Here is a 19083-nt window from a genome sequence, read left to right on the forward strand (position 1 = left end):
CATGAGCCTTGCAACCCTCGGCAAGAACGCGGCTGCGCGTCCGGCCAGTCGCTCCCCCGGCGCCATCGCCCTGATCGTCATCGCCTGGGCGGTGTTCGCGGTGATCCTGCTGCTACCGCTGTACATGGTGCTCAGCCAGGGCCTTAGCCGTGGTCTGGAGTTCTTCTGGCAGGCGATCAGCGAGCCGGATGCCATTTCTGCACTCAAGCTGACCTTGCTCGCCACCGCCATCTCGGTACCACTGAACCTGGTGTTCGGCGTTGCCGCTGCCTGGGCGGTGACCAAGTTCGAATTCCGCGGCAAGAGCATCCTGATCACCCTGATCGACATGCCGTTCTCGGTGTCACCGGTGGTCGCTGGCCTGATCTACGTGCTGCTGTTCGGCTCGCAGAGTTTTCTCGCGCCGTATCTCGACTCGCAGAACCTGCAGATCGTCTACGCCGTGCCGGGCATCGTCCTGGCCACCATCTTCGTCACCTTCCCCTTCGTCGCCCGCGAGCTGATCCCGCTGATGGAGGAACAGGGCACCACCGAGGAAGAGGCCGCGCGACTGCTCGGTGCCAATGGTTGGCAGATGTTCTGGCATGTCACGCTGCCTAACGTAAAATGGGCGCTGATTTACGGCGTGGTGCTGTGCACCGCGCGGGCGATGGGCGAATTCGGCGCAGTTTCGGTGGTTTCCGGGCATATCCGCGGGTACACCAACACCCTGCCGCTGCACATCGAGATTCTCTACAACGAGTACAACATCGTCGCCGCCTTCAGCGTGGCGATCCTGCTGCTCGTCATGGCCCTGGTGGTGCTGCTGCTTCGCCAATGGAGCGAAGCGCGTCTGAGCCGCCAGCTGCAAGCCAACCGAGAAGACTGACAGCCGTGAGGCACGGCCCACGGAACCACCAGGAATAAGCCATGAGTATCGAAGTCAAAGGCGTCAACAAGCAGTTCGGCCAGTTCAAGGCGCTGAACGAGATCAACCTGAGCATCCAGAGCGGCGAGCTGGTCGCCCTGCTCGGCCCGTCCGGCTGCGGCAAGACCACCCTGCTGCGCATCATCGCCGGCCTGGAAACCCCGGACAGCGGCACCATCGGCTTCCACGGCGAGGACGTGTCCGAGCATGACGTGCGTGATCGCAATGTCGGCTTCGTGTTCCAGCACTACGCGCTGTTCCGCCACATGACCGTGTTCGACAACGTCGCCTTCGGCCTGCGCATGAAGCCCAAGCGCGAGCGCCCGAGCGAAGAGGTGATCAAGCAGAAGGTGCACGAGCTGCTCAACCTGGTGCAGCTCGACTGGCTCGGCGACCGCTACCCGGAGCAGCTCTCCGGTGGCCAGCGCCAGCGTATCGCCCTGGCCCGCGCCCTGGCGGTAGAGCCGAAAGTGTTGCTGCTCGACGAACCCTTCGGCGCGCTGGATGCCAAGGTGCGCAAGGAGCTGCGCCGCTGGCTGGCGCGCCTGCACGAAGAAGTGCACCTGACCAGCGTGTTCGTCACCCACGACCAGGAAGAAGCCATGGAAGTGGCCGACCGCATCGTGGTGATGAACAAGGGCGTAATCGAGCAGATCGGCACCCCGGCCGAGGTCTACGAGCATCCGGCCAGCGATTTCGTCTACCACTTCCTCGGTGATGCCAACCGCCTCTACGTCGGCAACGACCACCACGTGCTGTTCCGCCCGCACGAGGTCGACCTGTCCAGCGAACCGAGCCCGGAGCACAAGGCCGGTGAAGTGCGCGACATCCGCCTGCTCGGCGCGATCACCCGCATCACCCTCAAAGTCGAAGGCCAGGACGAACTGATCGAGGCCGAAGTGGCCAAGGATCACGTCAGCCTGGAGAACCTCGCCCGTGGCACCACCCTGTACTTCAAGCCCAAGGGCGGCAAGCCGGTCAGCGCCCAGGCGTAGCACTTCGTAGGATGGGTCGTACGGTCGTGCGTAGGGCGGGTGTAACCCGCCACCCAAGACGGCGGGTTTCACCCGCCCTACCTGAGAGTCCGGCGAGAAATTCGACACGGCCCTAGCACGCCGGATCGCCGCTCAACCCCCTACGAAGCTACGACGCCGCGATCGCCATGATCGCCCTGCGCCCCTGCGGCGACACCTGCAGCGCACGCGACTCCTTGCTGCGCCGCAGCCAACCCTCGCCCTCGCACAGGCTCAGCAACGCCGCGCCCAGTGCACCGCCCAGATGCGGCTTGCGCTCGCTCCAGTCCGGGCAGGCACACAACCGCTGGCGGCGCTGACGGCCGACCTGCTGCAAATCGATACCCAACGCCAGCAGCCCCAGCTCGCCGCTGGCGGTCAAATTCAGCGCACCACCCTCCTCGCTCAGCCAGTCAGCTGCACGCATGCGCGCGAACACGCCGACCGCCAGTTCGCCGGCCAGATGGTCATAACAGGTGCGCGCCTCACGCATGAGCTGCGGCGTGCCGCGCGAGACTGGCACGGCACGCGCTTGCCGTGGCTGCGCAGCCAGTGCGGCACTGGCCAGGGCCTCGACCAGTTGCCCCACTTCCGGCCCGGCCAGGCGGTAATAGCGATTACGACCATGGCGCTGCTGTACCAGCAGGCCGCCCTCCACCAGTTTGGCCAGGTGCGCGCTGGTCGACGAAGGCGACAACCCCGCCAGCAAGGCCAGCTCACCGGCCGGCCGCGCACTGCCGTCCATCAGTGCCCAGACCATGCTGGCGCGTCCGGCATCGGCGAGCAGCGCGGCAATCGAACTGAAACCCGGTGCGTATTCCATAATTCACCTCATGACGAAACATGGCGTGCAGCAAAGGTGGATACTGGCAGGCAACTTCAGCCAGAGCCAGGGAGAAAGCCGATGCTCGCCGTGATCTTCGAAGTCGAGGCCAAGTCTGGCCAGCAGCAGGGAAAAGCACGATGACGGAATACCTGCCGCTGATTCTCGTCACCTTCCTGCTCGCCGGCATGGTCAAGGGCGTGGTCGGCCTCGGTCTGCCGACCATCGCTGTCGGCCTGCTCGGCCTGGTGATGGCGCCGCTGCAAGCTGCCGCGCTGCTGATCATCCCGTCGATGGTGACCAACATCTGGCAGCTGTGCGACGGCCGCAGCCCGCTACCGATGCTGCGCCGGCTGTGGCCGATGCTGCTGGGGATTCTGTGCGGCACGCTGCTGGTCGCCGGCTTGCTGCAGAGTCTCGACGTGCCCGGCGCCACACGCTGGCTGGGTGCCGCCCTGGTGCTCTACGCAGTGCTCGGCCTGGCCAAGGTGCACTTTCGCGTGGAGCGGGCCAAGGAGGGCTGGCTAAGCCCGGTGATCGGCGCCATCACCGGTGCGATTACCGCAGTTACCGGCGTTTTCGTGATTCCCGCCGTACCTTACCTACAGGCCATCGGTCTGGAGAAGGACGATCTGGTTCAGGCCCTGGGGTTGTCCTTCAGCGTGTCCACCCTGGCCCTGGCGGCAGCGCTCGGTCACAGCGGTGAACTGCTGCAACCGGCGGTGCTGGGTGTATCAGCCCTTGCCCTGCTGCCAGCGCTGCTGGGCATGGCCGCCGGCCAGTGGTTGCGCAAACGCATCAGCGCGGAGCGCTTCAAACGCTGGTTCTTCGTCGGCCTGTTGCTGCTCGGTGCCGAACTGGCGTTGCGCGGTCTCTGAGCCGGCGCAAGTCCCTGCGCCAGCCAGTGAGGCCGTACTGGTGTCGCCTCAACTGCACAGCGAGCAAGGCGTACTCAGCCTGATCAGCACCATCACGGTGTTCGGCACGCCAAATGACATGACCCTGGCCGAGCTGGCACTGGAGACCTTCTTCCCCGCCGACGCCTTCACCGCAGAGTACCTGCGCAATCTGAATAAAAGCCCCTGAACGGTAGCGATTTCCGACGAAATCACTCTTTCGGGTCATGCTCCGCTACGCTTGGCGCAGTAGTCTTGACGCTGCGTCGTTGACGCTGCCAATGCATACCTGCTCAAAACAATAACAAGGAGCACCCCGGATGCGCTGTAAAGCACTGTTGCGTCATGCTTTTCTCTGGTCGCTCGGACTTTTCGTCGGGCTCTCGCCAATGGCCTTCGCCGAGGCCGTCAGCCCGCAGGAACAGATTCAGGTACACGCCAGCCGCGCCACCAGCAGCCTGATGCTGTTACGTGGCGAAGGTTTCCAGAAGACCCATCAGCAGCGCCTGGAAGCCGACCTGGCCGCTCTGGCCGGTGCCATGCAGAGCCTGCCGCAGGGCAGCGCCGAACTCACCAACGCCCACCAGGCACTCGTTACCCAATTGCGCAACGGTGTTTCCTATGGCCCCGGTGACGAGAACGTGCCCTGGCGCTTCCCCGAAGACCTAAGCCGTGCCCTGCGCGACTTTATCAGTGCAGCCCGGGCCCTGCCGGGCGCCGAAGGCCAGAGCGAACTGGCGGCCAAGGTCGAGTACCTCAGCGTGCAATACCTCAGCCGCTCCTACCTGGGCACCTTCGAGATCGCCCGGGAACAACCCGGCACCTACCTCGGCCAGGACGAACGCCTGCTGCTGCCGGCCATCGACAGCGAACTGCAGGCACTCAAGGACCAATCCGACCCACAGATGAGCAAGCTGCAGACACGCTGGAGTTACCTGCGCGCCGCGCTGGCCGACATGAACAGCCAGAGCAACACCCTGCAGAGCGTTTCCGGCCGGCCCTTCGCCCCCATCACCGTGGACCGCCACGCACGCTCGATGACGGCGCAGTGGATGGAGATGTTCTAGAAAGGCTCGCGGCTAAGGCCCCTCCCACAAACCCCGAGGAAGCGTGGGAGGGGCTTTAGCCGCGACGAACAGCAGCAGTCAGGCCAGCGCCTTCTTCTCGCGGATGCAGGTCGGGCCGGCGATCTCCACCACGGCATGTTCGACTTCCTTGCGCAGGCCGAGCAGAAAAGCCAGTTCAGCGACCACGAACAGCGGACCAACGACCAGCCCCATGACGTCATCGACGAACGCCGGCTTGCGCCCTTCGTAGTAATGGCCAACGAACTGGATCACCCAGCCAACCACGAACAGACCAATGCCTGCCGTCAGCCACAAGGCCGTGGAGGCGACCGCCAGGCCGGCACCGGCCCACAGGCACAGCCCCAGCAGTACGGCCATGAGCAGGCCGAAGCGGGTATCCAGACGCAGATAGAACACGGCGGCAGCCAGCGCCGTCAGCGTGGCAGGCGCCAGCCACAGGCCAGCGATTTCGAAACCTGGCCGCGACAGCAGCACGGCGACGGCCAGCACGATCATCGGGATGCCGATGAAATGACTGGCGATATTGCGTCGGTCGCGGTGGTAGCCGGCATACTGCGCCAGGTGATCGACGAGGGTTTTCATTGTTATCGTCCTCATGTGTGAAACGGGCCCGAGCATGATCACCTCGCCGTGGCTCGTCGCACTGTCGGCTAGCCGACAATGGCAGGGATGGCCGCACCGCCGCGCAACCTCACAGGAGCCGCAATGCCCGATCCCCACCATTACCTCAGCCAACTGAACCAGGGGCACTGGTTCGCCGCCTTGCCAGCCGCGCTGAGCCAGAGCCTTTTGGACATGGCCCAGGTGCAGCGCCTGGACGCCGGCCAGCGGCTGTTTCGCCGTGGCGACAAACCCAGCGGGCTGTATGCGGTGGTCGAAGGTGCCGTGCGCGTTGGCGCGGTCAGCGAGAACGGCAAGGAGGCGCTGCTGACACTGGTCGAGCCGCCTTACTGGTTCGGCGAGATTTCCCTGTTCGATGGTTTGCCGCGCACCCACGACGCCTTCACCGAAAGCGCTAGCACCCTGCTGCTGTTGCCCCAGGCCGAGCTGCTCGCCCTGCTCGAACGCCAGCCGCAACACTGGCGCGACTTTGCCCTGCTGATGAGCCACAAGCTGCGCCTGGCCTTTCTCGCTCTGGAAGACATGAGCCTGCTGCCCGCCGCGCCGCGCCTGGCCCGACGCCTGCTGCTGATCGCCGAAAACTACGGTGACAGCGAACCGCGCCGGGTGCTGCACCTGGCCCAGGAACAGCTGGCGCTGATGCTCTCGCTGTCACGTCAGACCACCAACCAGATCCTCAAGGAGCTGCAGGCACAAGGCGTGGTGCAACTGACCTACGGCGAAATCGAAATTCTCGACATCGAGCACCTGCGCCAGCTGGCCTCCTGAACCGCTGGCGTCCTGCCACTGTCCAAGCCCTGTTCATTTATCCGCAGGAAGTACCGTGCCGATGCCAGACAATGCCTCCGCTCCGCTGCCCGATGTGCTCGCCGGCCCGCTGCTGCGCCGCCTGGAGCCCGGCCGCCTGGTACTGTGGCTGGTGGCGAGTCGCGAGCTGAGCCTGCAACTGTGGCTGCAGCCCGAAGGCCAGGCGCAGCAGACGCATGCACTGGACGAACACTGCCAGCAACTGCCGCTCGGCCGACATGCCGTGCTGCATCTGATCGACCTGCCCCTTGCGCAGGCCCTGCCGCAAGACGTACGCATCGCCTATGACCTGCAGATCGTCGCTGACGGTGATCCGCAAGGCATGCGCGACTGGGCACCGCACCTGATGCATGACGGTGCCGAGCATGCCGATTTCGTCCTGCGTTCGCGTGTCGATCAGCTGCTCCACGGCTCCTGCCGCAAGCCGCACCACGCTGCCGATGACGGCCTGCTCTGCGCCGACCGCCTGCTGGCAGGTCAGCCCGAAGCCAAGCAGCGCCCGGCCCTGCTGCTGATGAGCGGCGACCAGGTCTATGTCGACGATGTCGCCGGCCCGCTGCTGTGCGCCATCCACCAACTGATCGCCCGCCTCGGCCTGTTTGACGAATTTCTCGAAGGTGCCGTGGTCGAGGACAGCCAGGCGCTCTACGCCAACCCGATCGGCTACTACCAGCGCGCCGAACTACTGCCCGCGGTGAAGAGCAACCAGACCCTGCGCGACAAGTTCTTCGGCGGTGTGGAAAAGCCGGTCTTTACCAGCAACAGTGCCGACAACCACCTGGTGACCTTCGCCGAGATGATCGCCATGTACCTGCTGGTCTGGTCGCCGGTGCCCTGGACACTGATCAGCGAAAAGCAGCCGCCGCTGGATGAAGAACAACAGCAGCGTTACGCCAACGAGCGCGAGCGTATCGATGCGTTCCGCCGGAATCTCGGCCAGGTCGCGCGGGTATTCGCCCACCTGCCGACATTGATGATCTTCGACGACCACGACGTCACCGATGACTGGAACCTCTCCGCGCGCTGGGAGCAGACCGCTTATGGCCATCCGTTCTCCAAGCGCATCATCGGCAACGCCCTGCTTGCCTACCTGCTGTGCCAGGGCTGGGGCAACAACCCGGACGTGTTCGAGGTGCCGCTGCAGGCCTTTCGCGAACTGCTTGAGCAGCGCCAGGACGACCATCTGCAGGCCAAGGCGCAGGATGCGCTGATCGATCAGTTGCTGCATTTCGAACAGTGGCACTACGTGCTGCCGAGCACGCCGGCGCTGCTGGTACTGGATACCCGCACGCGGCGTTGGCGCAGTGAAGGGCATCTGTCGAAACCCTCGGGGCTGATGGACTGGGAAGCGCTATGCGACTTCCAGCAGGCACTGCTCGATCACCCCAGCTGCATCATCGTTTCAGCAGCGCCCATGTTCGGCGTGAAGCTGATCGAGGGCATCCAGAAACTCTTCACCCTCGCCGGGCACCCGCTGATGGTCGATGCGGAAAACTGGATGGCCCATCGCGGCGCGGCCAGCGTGATGATGAACATCTTCCGCCATTCGCGTACGCCAAGGGATTTCGTCATCCTCTCCGGCGACGTGCACTACTCCTTCGTCTACCGCGTGAACATCCGCCACCGGCGCGCCAGCCCGACCATCTGGCAGATCACCAGCAGCGGTATCAAGAACGAATTCCCGGCCGACCTGCTGGACTGGTTCGACCGCCTCAACCGCTGGCTCTACGCGCCCTGGTCGCCGCTCAACTGGCTGACCAAGCGCCGCCGCATGCGCGTCACCCCGCTGATCCCCGACCGTAGCCGCTCGGGTGAACGCCTGTGGAACAGCGCCGGCCTCGGCCAGGTGTTCTTCGACGAACAGGGCCGGCCCAAGCGCATCCTGCAGCTCAACGCCGATGGATCGAAGCCGGTGACGTTCATCAGCGAACGCGAAGAGCAGCCGGCCCACGCCACTACGCCTCGCAGTCGCAATGCTGCGCCTTAGGCTATGCACGAAAAGGGCCTGCGTTTGGTGATGCTGCGTTGAAAACGAGCTCGTGCGTGAGCCCGAGCAATCAGCTCGACGACCTCTCGCCCAGCCCTCAGGAAAACTACCCATCACAGGTGAGGGCTTGCGGCACTCAGCGCAGCTTCTCCAGCATCTGGTAGTACCACATGCCCGCCGCCAGCATCGGGTTGCCGAGCTGGTCACCCAGCGGCACCTTGATGTGTTTGCAGGCGGCGAAGGTGTCGTACTGCTCCAGGTCGCCAGTGATCGCCTTGGCCATGATCTCGCCCATGATGTGGGTGGTGGCCACGCCGTGGCCGGAGTAGCCCTGGCAGTACCAGACATTGGACGAGAGCTTGCCCAGCTGCGGGATGCGGTTCATCACGATGCCCATGGCACAGCTCCACTGGTAGTCGATCTGCACGCCCTTGAGCTGTGGGAAGGTGCGCTCGATGCACGGGCGCAGCTCGCCGGCGATGTCGCGTGAATCGCGTCCGGAGTAGTTGGCGCCGCCGCCGAACAGCAGGCGGCCATCGCCAGTGAGGCGGTAGTAGTCGAGCACGAAGCGGCAGTCGTATACCGCGAGGTCATGCGGGTTGATCGCCTCGATCAGCTCGGCGCCCAGCGGCGCGGTGGTAACGATGCCGCCCATGGCCGGGAAGATCAGGCCCTTGAGCTTGCGCCGCTCCAGCTTGTGGTAGACGTCGCCGGCCAGCAGCACCTGTTTGGCCTCGATCCGTCCGCCGGTGGTGACCACCGCCGGGCGCGGGCCGTGGACGATATCCAGCACCTCGGAGTGTTCGAAGATCAGCGCACCCAGGCTCTCGGCGGCCTTGGCCTCACCGAGGCACAGGTTGAGCGGGTGCAGGTGCATGTTGCGGGTGTTTTTCAGCGCACCGCAGTACAGCTCGCTGCCCAGTTGCGTACGCACGCCAGCGGCGTCGAGCAGGGTGACATCGGCTTCCATGCCACGGCGCAGCGCTTCCTCGTAGGTCGCCTTGAGCTCGTCCATATGGCTGGCTTTCATCGCCGTATGCAGGTGGCCGTGCTTGAGGTCGCAGTCGATGCCGTACTTGGCCACGCGGTTCTTGATGATCTCGTGGCCACGCCAGCGCAGGTGCCAGATGAAGTCATCCACCTCCTCGCCAAGGGTGTTGCGCATCTGCTTGCGCATGGCCTCGTCGCCGGAGAGGCTGCCCGTGACCTGGCCGCCGTTGCGCCCGCTGGCGCCCCAGCCGACCTTGTTGGTTTCCACCACGGCGACCTTGAGGCCGCGCTCGGCCAGTTCTACCGCCGTGGCGATGCCGGTGAAACCGCCGCCGATGATGGCCACGTCGACGGTCACGCTGCCCTGCAGTGTCGGGTAGTCGCTCTCGAAGTTGAGCGAGGCCGAGTAGTAGGACGGCGCGCGCTCGGCGGCAGGTTTGGCGGGTTGCTTGATCATGTTCATTGCATGTCCTTGGGGTGCGTTTTCACCGATGAATCTGGGATCGCGGCTGAAGCCGCTCCTACGATTCCGACGCGGTAAGAGCGGCTGGGCGGCACTCCGCTTCAGCCGCGATGCTGTTCAGTCAGGCGTTGCTCAGGTACCAGCGCCAATCCTGCTCACCGACTTCACCCATGAACTGGCGATACTCGGCACGCTTGACGGCGAGAAAGACCTTGAGGAATTCGGCACCAAAGGCATCACGCGCCCAGCTGGAGCGCTCCAGCGCCTGGATCGCCGCCGACCACTGGGTCGGCAGGTACTCCGTGGCCTGGGCATAACCGTTACCTTCGATCGGCGCACCGGGATCGAGGTGGTCACGAATGCCACGGTGAATCCCGGCGAGGATCGCCGCCGCCGCCAGATAAGGGTTGGCATCGGCGCCACAGATACGATGCTCGACATGCCGGGTATTGGCGGGCCCGCCCGGCACGCGCAGGCTGACGGTACGGTTATCCACACCCCAGGTTGGCGCCAGCGGCGCATAGCTGTTGGCCTGGAAACGTCGGTAGGAGTTGGCGTTGGGGCAGAACAGCAGCAGCGAGTCGAGCAGGCTGGCTAGCATGCCGCCCACTGACTCGCGCAGCAGCGGCGTACCTGCCGGATCCTCGCTGGCGAACAGGTTGTTGCCCTGCGCATCGGCCAGGCTCACATGCATATGCATGCCGGTGCCGGCCAGATGGTCGAACGGCTTGGCCATGAAGCAGGCCTGCATCCCGTGGCGGTGCGCCACGCCCTTGACCAGGCGTTTGTAGCGTACCGCCTGATCCATCGCCGCCAGCACCGGGCCGTGCTCCAGGGTGATCTCCACCTGGCCGGGGGCGTATTCGGAAATCGCCGTGCGCGCGGGAATGCCCTGCGCCTTGCAGGCGGCATAGAGGTCGCGCAGGAAGGGTTCGATCTGTTCCAGTTCGCGCAGGCCGTAGACCTGAGTCTGCCGTGGACGGCCACCGTCGGCGTCCAGCGCCGGCTGTGGGCGCCCCTCGGCATCACGTTTCTGGTCGAGCAGATAGAACTCCAGCTCGCAGGCCATCACCGGGTAATAACCCTCGGCCTCGAGCTGCTCGATCACCCGGATCAGCAACTGACGTGGATCAGCCGGCGTGGCCGGCAGGCCTTCAGTCGGGTGCATCGACACCTGCACGGCGGCGGTGGGCATCTGCCGCCAGGGCAGGCGCACCAGGCTGCCGGGCAGCGGATAGGCGCGGCAATCGATATCGCCCACCTCCCAGACCAGGCCGGAGTCCTCCACATCCTCGCCCTGGATGGACAGGCCGAGCATGGTGCTCGGCAGCGGCCGGCCGCTCTGGTACAGCGCCAGCAATTCCTCGCGGTGCAGCAGCTTGCCGCGCGGCACGCCATTGGCGTCGAGAATGAATAGCTCGATCAGCTCGATATCGGGATTGTTTGCCAGGAAGTCCTGAGCTTCCTGAACAGGGGCGAAGGTCGTCATATTGCGCTCGCTTGCGCCAGTTCGGCGCTCGGTGTCCGCACGGCCCGTTCGATTCGTGAACAGGTTGCACAGGCAGACAATGTGATAGCAGCGGCTGCGGGCATGGCGCAGCCATCGGTATTTAGCGGGCGGGGACGGCGTCCGGCGGGCGGGCGTGGCGGCAATGCCACAGCGCCCAGAAGGCGAGAATGATCGTCAGCAGCGGGTTTAACCGCTCCAACAGGCGCCGCCGCGCGGGAGCGCGGTACAGCGGAACATGGACTTGGCAGGCCAGGGAGATCATGGTTTGGCAGCGTCGCACAGGGTTTGAGGTGCGTTAAATCGGGTTTTTCATACGTTTGGTTATGCGCCAGCTAAACAATTCACCGACTAACCGACACCGCCCCGCAGGGTGCGCCGTGCGCACCGGCCTTCATTGCACGATAGATCGCGGCGCGAGCCCTACGGCTCCGGCCGGTAGCCCAAACGCAAACCGCCCCAATGCTTGCCCAGCACCATGATCGGCACTGATAAGTCGTGCATCAGCTCGCCAGTATCGCGCATGTAGGTCTGCAGCAGCAGCGCCTGCTTGTGGCTGCCGCAGCGGATGCCGGTGCGGTCGTTGAACAGGCGTTTGCCACGGCTGCGGGTCGCGTCCACCGCCGGGTCGCCGCTGGGCGGATGGTTGAACGCGGTGTTATGGGTCGGCACATAGCCTTCCGGGGTGGTGGAGATGGCGAAAACCAGCCCTTCATGGCGCTTGAGCAAGGGCTCCTGCAACGCCGGCAGCACCTGATCGGCATACTGATCAAAGCGCGTGCGGTACTTCTGCGGCTGGGTGCCGGCGATCGGCTGGTAACGACGATCGAACAGGTCGTCGAGGCCGATGCGACCGGCCTGCAGGTCCTGCTCGAACTGGGCCGCGATGGCAGCGGCACCTTCACGGGCCAGGTCATAGGCACGCTGGTGGTAATCATCCAGACCCACTTCGGCGAGCTGCTCGCTGACGGTCTCGGCCTGGCCGACCAGTTGTTCGGCTGCGTCTGCCAGTTGCCGCGTCTGCCCTTCGCTGCCTTGCACATCGTCCTGCAATTGCAGGGCGGCAGCCGAGAGGCTGGCCAGGCGCTGGTGGTTGTCCGCCGTGCCGGCGCTGATCTGCGCCACCTGCTGCTCGACTTCCTCGGCCTGGCCGGCGATGCCGTGCAGGTGGCTGCCGGCCGTCTCGATCTGCTGCGCGGCCTGTTCCAGCTCGACACTCTGGCGCTGGATATGCGCAACCACCGCCGTGCTCTGCTGGCGAATGTCGGCGATCATCTGGCTGACTTCCTCGGTGGCGCTGGCGGTGCGCGCGGCAAGGTTGCGCACCTCGTCGGCGACCACGGCAAAACCGCGGCCCATCTCGCCGGCGCGGGCAGCCTCGATGGCCGCATTGAGTGCCAGCAGGTTGGTCTGGCTGGCGATGGACTGGATCACCTGGGTGACCTGTTCGATCTGTTCGGTACGGCTGCCGAGACCGTCGATCAGCTCACGGCTGGCCAGGGTCTGCGCGCTGAGTTGCTGCATGCGTTCGATGGCCTGATTGAGTTCGGCCTGACCGTTAGCGCTGGCATCACGCACATGTCGAGCCGCACTCAAGGTGTGCTCGGCGCGGGCGGCGCTGTCCTGCTCGGTGTGAGTGATGGCCTCGGCGGCCTGGCTGACCTGCTGCACCGCCGTCAGTTGCGATTGCAGGCGTCCGGCCAGGTGCTTGACCGCATGGGCCACCTTGGCTGCTGACAGCGCGTTGTGACAGGTATGGCGCGACAGCCCGCGGCTGAGCTCGACGAAGTCAGCGCTGGCGACCTGCTCCGTGGCAGGCGAACCGTCGTCGCGGCGCTGCCATGGTCCCAGCCAGGGCCACAGCGCCAGCAGCAGGAAAGACAACACGCTGACATAGGGCGGTAGCTGCACCTGCTGGTAGACCAGCATCAAAGCAGCCAGCCCCAGGGCGTGGAGAAGACAGGCAACAGGTGAACGGACAAAGGCAGCTTGCATGACCGACCTCAGAGTTCTTGTTCTGGTGCGCGGCGAGGCGCTGTAGGCGGACGGGGTCACGGCGGGTTCTCTCCTTGAATATCCCACGCAACCTGGGCAGCAGGCTACGTGTACGACAGGCCCGACGGAAAATCAGCGTATGCAGACCGGGCACCATGACCGGGATTCGAGCAGCTTGGAAGCACCAGCACCATAAAACTTTGGTAGCACACTGCCATGAATTTAGACGGTCAGGCCCGTGGTAGGCTGATAGAACACGCCGCCAGCGCAACCTTTGCCAGGTGTCCATCCACTGTATCGACGCCTAACCGTGCGACATTAGCGAACGGCGGCAAGAGCACTGCCCCTCGGCTTCCATGGCCGGCTACCCCACCATGCGATGGCGTTTCACGAAACGCCGGTCCAGCCAGTCCTTGCAATGACCGTACAGCTGCCCGCCTGCACTCCAGTCGTGCCACCCGAGCAGCGCCCCGCCGTCGCCAGTGGCGAGCAGAGCCAGACTCTGCCACTGCGCGCGATATGGACGTAACGGACGCCCCTGCAGCGCGGCCTGCAAATTGAAGCTCAGTACCGGTGCCTGGCGCACCGCGAAACGGCCGCTGCGGCGCATACCATCGAGGCTGGCGCTATCGCCGACGGCGAATATCTGCGCGTGGGACTCGCACTGCAGGGTCGGACGAATGGCGATGAAGCCGGCGGCGTCGCTGGCCAGTTGGCTCGCCGTCAGCCATGGCCATGGGCGTGCACCACTGGCCAGCAACAGGCGCCGTCCACGCCACACCGGTTCATCGCCGCTGAGCAGCCAGTCGTCTTCGATGCGGCCGATTGGGCAATGCTCGCGCACCTGCACGCCGCGCTGGCGCAAGTGCCCCAGCGCGCGCAGGCGCAGCCCGGGGGCCAGTCCGTCGAGCAACGATCCGCCACAGAACAGCGCCAGCGCCGGCACCTTATCGGCCAGGGCCAGGGCCAGTTCCACCCCACCAGCGCCACCACCAAGAATCGCCATGCGGCGTGGCTCGGCCTGCCACTGCTGCCAGCCTTCGAGCAGCCGCTCGATGGGTCTGGCAGCCAGCACCTGCATGCCATCGCCCTGCTGCGGAGGTATGGCCATACCGGCACCGACGTTGAGCGACAACCACTCGCTCTGCAGGCTACGGCCATCGCCGAGTTGCAGGATGCGCGCATCGGCATCGAGCGCAGCGATCTCGCCCTCGATCAGGTCTACCTTGGCCGCGCGGCACAGTGGCTGCAGCTCCACGCGGCAATCTGCCGGGCTGAAACGGCCACTGATCAGCCCCGGCAGCATGCCGGCGTACCAAGCTTCCGGGCCCGGGCTGAGCAAGGCGATACGGCCTGGCGGGCGCTCCACCAACGCCCAGCGGCGCAACACACCAAGGTGGGCATGGCCGGCCCCGGCCAGAATCAGGTCGTACTGGGTCATGCGTTAATTGCATCCGTCGCGGAACTGGCTCGGCACTTGGCCGGCACAGCGTTTGAAAGCTCGATAGTCCAATTCATGCTCGTGCAGCAGGGCAGACCATTCTGCGGGCTCTGACGCCTGCCACGACACAGCAAAGTCACACTCGGGCAAAGAGAGTGTCGTTACACCTGCGTAACCGCAACCGTTGACCGCAAGAAACTTGTGACGTGCTGTAAGTCGTCATTCGTCGCGCGATCCAGACGGATGAGACTCGCAGCGCAATCATCACGCCAGTAGTCGGCTAGAATCCACATGCGCCCGACCGCTCCTCAGAGAGAACAGTGTCCATCGGACTTCGGCGCCCTCGTAGTAGCCATGAGGCGCCCTGGATGCTCCGCCCGTTTCGCTCACTGCTATTGCTGCTCTGCCTGGCCTGCGTCATACCGGCCTGGGCGGATAGCGCGCTGCCGTTGCTCAAGCTCAGTGCCGCCGATCTGGTATCGCCGGTGAGCATCGAGCGCAGTGTGCTGCTGGAAGACCCCAGCGGCCATTTGACCGCCAGCGAAGTGTTGCAGCGCATAGGCGAGGAAGGCCAAGAGGTACACGGCACTGCGCGCATCGGCTACACCCGCAGCGCCTGGTGGCTTGCCGTGCAGCTGCAGACACCGCCTGCAGAACGCTTGCAACTGATTATCGGCCAGACCTTCCTCGATGACCTGGAGATCTGGCTGTTCGACGGCGACACGCCGCTCGGCCCGCTGTACAGCGGCGCAAAACGTCCATTCGCCCAGCGTGGCGAGCCCTATCCCCAGTTCCTGCTCAACCTGCCACGTCTGGGCGAAGGCCCTCACAGCCTGCTGCTACGTGTGGAGAGTCATTCGGCGATCAACCTGCCGCTGCAGGTAGTCGGTGCCGCACAGGGCCAACAACTGATCGCCTACAGCTGGCTGCAGAGCGGCCTGCTGATCGGTGCACTGCTCGCCCTGGCGCTGTTCTATCTGGTCAAGTACAGCACCCTGCGCGAAGCGCAGCTGGCCTATTTCAGCCTTACCGCGTTGTGCGTGGCCCTCTACAACACCAGCCTGTACAACCTGGCCGGCCTGCTCTGGCCACAGTGGTCGCTGCTGCCCAAGTTGCTGATCAACCTGCCCACCGCCGGGATGATGATCTTCAGCTCGCTATTCATCGCCAGCGCCCTGGGCCTGCACCTGGGCCGTTTGCGTTGGCTACGCGATGCCGTGTTCGGTGCCACCTTGCTGGTCTGCGTTGGCGGCGTCTTCGTCGACCACCCCCACGCCTATCAGACCCTCAACCTGCTGACCCTGGCCACCGGGCTGTACCAACTGCTGCTGATGGTGCTTGGCGTCCATCAGCGCCGCCCCTACGCGCCCGGCTACCTGGTGTGCTGGAGCGCGGCTCTGGTGCTGATGCTGCTGGTGCCGCTGAGCCGCGCCGGACTGATTCCGCTACCTGCTGGCTTCTATGCGCTGTATGCCTACCTGCCGGCGCTGAGCATGCTGCTGTTCGGCGCCCTGCTCGACAAGCAGTTGGAACGCGTACGCCGCGTGCTGCTGAGCAGCCAGGAGCAGGCCATCGATAATCTGGAGCAATACCAGGCGCTGTTCCGCCACAGCGGCGAAGGCATCTTCCGCTGCCATCGCGACGGCCAGTTGCTGGAAGCCAACCCAAGCCTGGCGCGTCTGCTTGGCAGCGAGACCCTGCCAGACGATCTCAGCCAGCTGTCCCTGCAGAGCCTGGTAGGGGAAACCCAGTGGCGCTGGCTGCTACTGCAACTCGACGTGCAGGCCGGCACGGTCAGTTGCGAATGCCAGCTGTACGACCTCGAGCAGCGCCCCCGCTGGGTCTACCTGTCGCTGCACCTGCGCCCGCATCAGGAGTCCATCGAAGGCATCGTGGTCGACCTCAGCGAGCGCCGAGCGCTGGAAGAACGCCTGCAACAGCTGGCCGCCCACGATGCCCTGACCGGCCTGCTGAATCGTCGCGAGCTGGAAAGACTGCTTTCGGAAACTCTCAGCGGCGCAGCCAAACGGCGCTTCAGCCACCTGCTGTTACTGGGGCTGGATCGCTTCAAGCAGGTCAACGACCTGTTCGGCCACTCTGCCGGCGACCAACTGCTGAAACAGCTGGCCAGCCAATTGCTGCATCAGCTACCGCGCCATGCCGAGCTGGCCCGCGTCGGCGGCGACGAGTTCGCCATTCTCCTTCGTGAAGTCGATGACGAAGCTGCGCTGAGCCAGGCCGAGCAGTTGCGCCGCGCCGTCGAGCAGTTCGTCTTCACCTGGCAGGGACGACCCTTCCGCCTGTACGCCAGCATCGGCATGCTCGCCCTCAGCTCCGGCGTGCGCGACTGGGAAACCGCGCTGAACTGGGCCAGCAGCGCCAGCCAATTGGCCAAGCATCAGGGCCGCAACCGTGTGCAGCAGTTCAACCCGGCCGATGGCGCCCTGCTTGAGCATCAACGCCAGCTGCAGTGGATCACCCGCCTGCGCGAGGCCACCGAGCGCGGTCATTTCGAGCTGTTCTTCCAACCGGTCCAGGCGCTGCAGAACGCGGCCAGCGGCCTGCACTATGAAGTGCTGCTGCGTTACCGCGACCCACAGAGCGGCGAGTGGATCAGCCCGGCGCAGTTTCTCGACGCGGCGGCGCGCTACGATTTTCTCGGCGCCATCGACCGCTGGGTCGTCCAGCACCTGTGCGCCTGGCTCGCCGCCAACCCACGTCACCTGGCGCAACTGGCTCAGGTCAACGTCAACCTCAGCGCCAGCTCGCTGCTCGACTGCACCTTCCACCGCCTGCTGCAGGACGAACTGCAGGACCACGGCTTGCCGCCCGGCAAACTGTGTATCGAGGTGACGGAAATGGTCGCCCTGGGTGAGCTGGGCGTCTCCGCGCAGTGGATCGAGGAGCTACGCAGCAAGGGGCTGAAAGTCGCCCTGGATGACTTTGGCAGCGGCTTCGCCTCCTACGCTTATCTGCGTCACTTGCCGCTGGATATTCTCAAGATCGACGGCAGCTTCATCAGTGGCATCGAGAACGACCCGATCAACCAGGCCATGGTCGGCTCCATGCGCCAGATCGCCGGACAACTGGGGCTGCTCACCGTCGCCGAGTTCGTCGAAACCCAGGCCAGCCTGGACTGCCTGCGCCGCCTGGGTATCGACTACGCTCAGGGCTACTTCGTTGGTCGCCCGCAGCCCTTGCGGCAACTGGCCGACGATGCGCGTCGCCACGGCACTCAGGAAACCTGATAGAGGGCCGCCGGCAGGCGCTCGAGCAGCGCCGGGTCCAATCGCAACATGCGCACGCAACGCGCCTCGACCAGGCTTTTAGGGGCTTCGTTGGCCGGCAGCACCAGCAGCAAGCCGCTGAGGTTGAGCACCAGTGCCTCACGCGAGAACACGCCACTGCCCAGGCCGTAGAACGCCGCGATCAACTCGCGCAGACCGAAGGGCAGACGCCAGCGGATACGCAAGGCCGAGCCGAAGCTCGCCGAGCGGCGCGGCATCGCATCGGCGATCTGCTCATCGCTCAACTCACCGCCAGCTTCCTGCCAGTCCTGCAGGCTGCGCAGCAGCGCCAGCTCCCCCAGGTTGTGCAGCAGGCCAGCAGTGTAACACAACTCCGCATCCAGCTTCAGCTCCAACGCCAGCCAGCGCGCCAGCTCGGCACTGCGCCGCGCCTGTTGCCAGGTGTGGCTGGCCAGCTCGGCCAGGCGCGGGTCACGCAACTGGGCGTTGCGCTGCACAGCAAGACCGAGCACCAGGTTCAGCGTGCGCGCCACGCCCAAACGATGCAGTGCCTGGGCCAGGGTATGACAAGGCACGCCCTGATGCTGCGCGGCGCTACTGGCAGCGGCGATCAGCAACGCGGTGATCTGCGGGTCACTGCCGAACACGGCCTCCAGCTCGCCGAGGTCCTGCTCGCCGGTCTGCAACCCCTGGCTCACGGCATTGCGCACATCGCTGAGCAACGGCGCACCCTGCCCCTCTTCGCGCACCGTATCGAGAAAGTCGCGCAGGTCGCTGACCAGCAGCGGCTGATGCACCACTACCGCTGCCGCTGGCGAGGGCAACAATGCCAGCAGACGCTGACGCAGGCTTTCAGCATTGAAGGGTTTGCCCAGGTAAGCACTGGGCGCCAGCGGCCTTGCGGCCCGCACGCTGCTGGCATCCAGACGGCCACTGATCAGTACGAACGGCAGCGCCGGTGTACGTGGATGCCGACGCAGTTGTCGCAGCAACTCCAGACCATCGAGCCCCGGCAGCTCGCCATCAGCGATCACCAGATCAGGCAGGCGACGTTTGCAGCGCGCCAGTGCTGCCTGGCCATCGCTGAACTGCAGCACGTGAGCATCACTGCGCACGTCGAGCACCAACTGCTGCAACAGGTTGGACGTCCAGGGGTCAGCCTCGGCGATCAGAACTTCCACACGGTGAGCTGAAGCGGTCATGCGAGCCTCTGGACGATAGAGAAGGGGGAGCGCTTGCGCCGGCATTCCGTGCAAACCTGAGAAAGAGGTCAGCTCCATGGTAACGGCGCAGTCTA

Annotated in this window: 14 protein-coding genes and 1 pseudogene; 8 read left to right on the forward strand and 7 right to left on the reverse strand. The window is 65.0% G+C overall.

Features of this window, described 5'->3' with window-relative positions; genetic code table 11:
- The first annotated feature begins 1 nt into the window (after position 1).
- Both cysW and ACNFCJ_RS12530 read left to right on the forward strand, forming a co-directional pair.
- A complete protein-coding gene (cysW, locus tag ACNFCJ_RS12525) occupies positions 2-868 on the forward strand; it encodes a sulfate ABC transporter permease subunit CysW (RefSeq protein ID WP_256836052.1) in 867 nt (288 codons plus the stop codon).
- A 41-nt stretch (positions 869-909) separates the two neighbouring features.
- The gene (locus ACNFCJ_RS12530) at positions 910-1902 is read left to right on the forward strand and encodes a sulfate/molybdate ABC transporter ATP-binding protein (RefSeq protein WP_416771659.1); all 993 of its coding nucleotides are present in this window, start codon (positions 910-912) and stop codon (positions 1900-1902) included.
- 148 nt (positions 1903-2050) lie between these two features.
- Here ACNFCJ_RS12530 and ACNFCJ_RS12535 read toward each other — a convergent pair whose 3' ends face one another.
- Positions 2051-2743, reverse strand: coding sequence for an ArsR/SmtB family transcription factor (locus tag ACNFCJ_RS12535; RefSeq protein WP_416771660.1), 693 nt, complete (start codon positions 2741-2743; stop codon positions 2051-2053).
- Positions 2744-2883: 140 nt separating this feature from the next.
- Between ACNFCJ_RS12535 and ACNFCJ_RS12540 the strand changes: the two genes are divergently transcribed.
- The 3 genes and pseudogenes from ACNFCJ_RS12540 to ACNFCJ_RS12550 all read left to right on the forward strand — a co-directional run bounded on the left by ACNFCJ_RS12540 (position 2884) and on the right by ACNFCJ_RS12550 (position 4706).
- A complete protein-coding gene (locus ACNFCJ_RS12540) occupies positions 2884-3621 on the forward strand; it encodes a sulfite exporter TauE/SafE family protein (RefSeq protein ID WP_143507438.1) in 738 nt (245 codons plus the stop codon).
- Between the two features lies 1 nt (position 3622).
- Positions 3623-3829: pseudogene (locus tag ACNFCJ_RS12545) on the forward strand (transcriptional regulator); the annotation flags it as partial.
- A gap of 130 nt (positions 3830-3959) precedes the next feature.
- Positions 3960-4706, forward strand: a complete 747-nt coding sequence (locus ACNFCJ_RS12550) for a hypothetical protein (RefSeq protein ID WP_416771661.1) — start codon at positions 3960-3962, stop codon at positions 4704-4706.
- A 78-nt stretch (positions 4707-4784) separates the two neighbouring features.
- Here ACNFCJ_RS12550 and ACNFCJ_RS12555 read toward each other — a convergent pair whose 3' ends face one another.
- Positions 4785-5309 (reverse strand): DUF962 domain-containing protein, encoded by a 525-nt coding sequence (locus ACNFCJ_RS12555; protein WP_416771663.1) that lies wholly within the window; start codon positions 5307-5309, stop codon positions 4785-4787.
- A 123-nt stretch (positions 5310-5432) separates the two neighbouring features.
- On the opposite strand from ACNFCJ_RS12555, the gene ACNFCJ_RS12560 reads away from it, so the two are divergent.
- Positions 5433-6116 carry a Crp/Fnr family transcriptional regulator gene (locus ACNFCJ_RS12560; RefSeq protein ID WP_125881287.1) on the forward strand — a complete coding sequence of 228 codons (684 nt, stop codon included), beginning with the start codon at positions 5433-5435 and terminating at the stop codon, positions 6114-6116.
- Between the two features lie 61 nt (positions 6117-6177).
- Positions 6178-8142: an alkaline phosphatase family protein gene (locus tag ACNFCJ_RS12565; RefSeq protein ID WP_416771665.1), complete on the forward strand. Its 1965-nt coding sequence runs from the start codon at positions 6178-6180 to the stop codon at positions 8140-8142.
- 136 nt (positions 8143-8278) lie between these two features.
- On the opposite strand, the gene ACNFCJ_RS12570 is transcribed toward ACNFCJ_RS12565, so the two are convergent.
- From ACNFCJ_RS12570 to ACNFCJ_RS12585, 4 genes are all read right to left on the reverse strand, one after another.
- A complete protein-coding gene (locus ACNFCJ_RS12570; protein WP_416771701.1) occupies positions 8279-9589 on the reverse strand; it encodes an NAD(P)/FAD-dependent oxidoreductase in 1311 nt (436 codons plus the stop codon).
- A 127-nt stretch (positions 9590-9716) separates the two neighbouring features.
- A complete protein-coding gene (locus ACNFCJ_RS12575; RefSeq protein WP_416771666.1) occupies positions 9717-11084 on the reverse strand; it encodes a glutamine synthetase family protein in 1368 nt (455 codons plus the stop codon).
- Between the two features lie 441 nt (positions 11085-11525).
- Complete coding sequence (locus ACNFCJ_RS12580) at positions 11526-13097, reverse strand: methyl-accepting chemotaxis protein (RefSeq protein WP_416771667.1); 1572 nt, start codon at positions 13095-13097, stop codon at positions 11526-11528.
- A gap of 364 nt (positions 13098-13461) precedes the next feature.
- Complete coding sequence (locus tag ACNFCJ_RS12585; protein ID WP_099526704.1) at positions 13462-14538, reverse strand: FAD-dependent oxidoreductase; 1077 nt, start codon at positions 14536-14538, stop codon at positions 13462-13464.
- Positions 14539-14906: 368 nt separating this feature from the next.
- Between ACNFCJ_RS12585 and ACNFCJ_RS12590 the strand changes: the two genes are divergently transcribed.
- A complete protein-coding gene (locus ACNFCJ_RS12590) occupies positions 14907-17786 on the forward strand; it encodes an EAL domain-containing protein (protein WP_416771669.1) in 2880 nt (959 codons plus the stop codon).
- On the opposite strand, the gene ACNFCJ_RS12595 is transcribed toward ACNFCJ_RS12590, so the two are convergent.
- Positions 17774-18988: an HDOD domain-containing protein gene (locus tag ACNFCJ_RS12595; RefSeq protein WP_416771671.1), complete on the reverse strand. Its 1215-nt coding sequence runs from the start codon at positions 18986-18988 to the stop codon at positions 17774-17776. The two genes, ACNFCJ_RS12590 and ACNFCJ_RS12595, sit on opposite strands and share 13 nt — an antisense overlap.
- Positions 18989-19083 lie beyond the last annotated feature (95 nt).

This window comes from Pseudomonas sp. NY15364 (genome assembly GCF_048068235.1).
Classification (GTDB): Bacteria; Pseudomonadota; Gammaproteobacteria; order Pseudomonadales; family Pseudomonadaceae; genus Aquipseudomonas; species Aquipseudomonas mendocina_D.

What these genes read in the sequence shown, in the direction of transcription:
- cysW (WP_256836052.1), top strand. Translation starts at nt 2, where the DNA reads ATGAGCCTTGCAACCCTCGGCAAGAACGCGGCTGCGCGTCCGGCCAGT.
- ACNFCJ_RS12530 (WP_416771659.1), top strand. Translation starts at nt 910, where the DNA reads ATGAGTATCGAAGTCAAAGGCGTCAACAAGCAGTTCGGCCAGTTCAAG.
- ACNFCJ_RS12535 (WP_416771660.1), bottom strand. Translation starts at nt 2,743, where the DNA reads ATGGAATACGCACCGGGTTTCAGTTCGATTGCCGCGCTGCTCGCCGAT.
- ACNFCJ_RS12540 (WP_143507438.1), top strand. Translation starts at nt 2,884, where the DNA reads ATGACGGAATACCTGCCGCTGATTCTCGTCACCTTCCTGCTCGCCGGC.
- ACNFCJ_RS12550 (WP_416771661.1), top strand. Translation starts at nt 3,960, where the DNA reads ATGCGCTGTAAAGCACTGTTGCGTCATGCTTTTCTCTGGTCGCTCGGA.
- ACNFCJ_RS12555 (WP_416771663.1), bottom strand. Translation starts at nt 5,309, where the DNA reads ATGAAAACCCTCGTCGATCACCTGGCGCAGTATGCCGGCTACCACCGC.
- ACNFCJ_RS12560 (WP_125881287.1), top strand. Translation starts at nt 5,433, where the DNA reads ATGCCCGATCCCCACCATTACCTCAGCCAACTGAACCAGGGGCACTGG.
- ACNFCJ_RS12565 (WP_416771665.1), top strand. Translation starts at nt 6,178, where the DNA reads ATGCCAGACAATGCCTCCGCTCCGCTGCCCGATGTGCTCGCCGGCCCG.
- ACNFCJ_RS12570 (WP_416771701.1), bottom strand. Translation starts at nt 9,589, where the DNA reads ATGATCAAGCAACCCGCCAAACCTGCCGCCGAGCGCGCGCCGTCCTAC.
- ACNFCJ_RS12575 (WP_416771666.1), bottom strand. Translation starts at nt 11,084, where the DNA reads ATGACGACCTTCGCCCCTGTTCAGGAAGCTCAGGACTTCCTGGCAAAC.
- ACNFCJ_RS12580 (WP_416771667.1), bottom strand. Translation starts at nt 13,097, where the DNA reads ATGCAAGCTGCCTTTGTCCGTTCACCTGTTGCCTGTCTTCTCCACGCC.
- ACNFCJ_RS12585 (WP_099526704.1), bottom strand. Translation starts at nt 14,538, where the DNA reads ATGACCCAGTACGACCTGATTCTGGCCGGGGCCGGCCATGCCCACCTT.
- ACNFCJ_RS12590 (WP_416771669.1), top strand. Translation starts at nt 14,907, where the DNA reads ATGCTCCGCCCGTTTCGCTCACTGCTATTGCTGCTCTGCCTGGCCTGC.
- ACNFCJ_RS12595 (WP_416771671.1), bottom strand. Translation starts at nt 18,988, where the DNA reads ATGACCGCTTCAGCTCACCGTGTGGAAGTTCTGATCGCCGAGGCTGAC.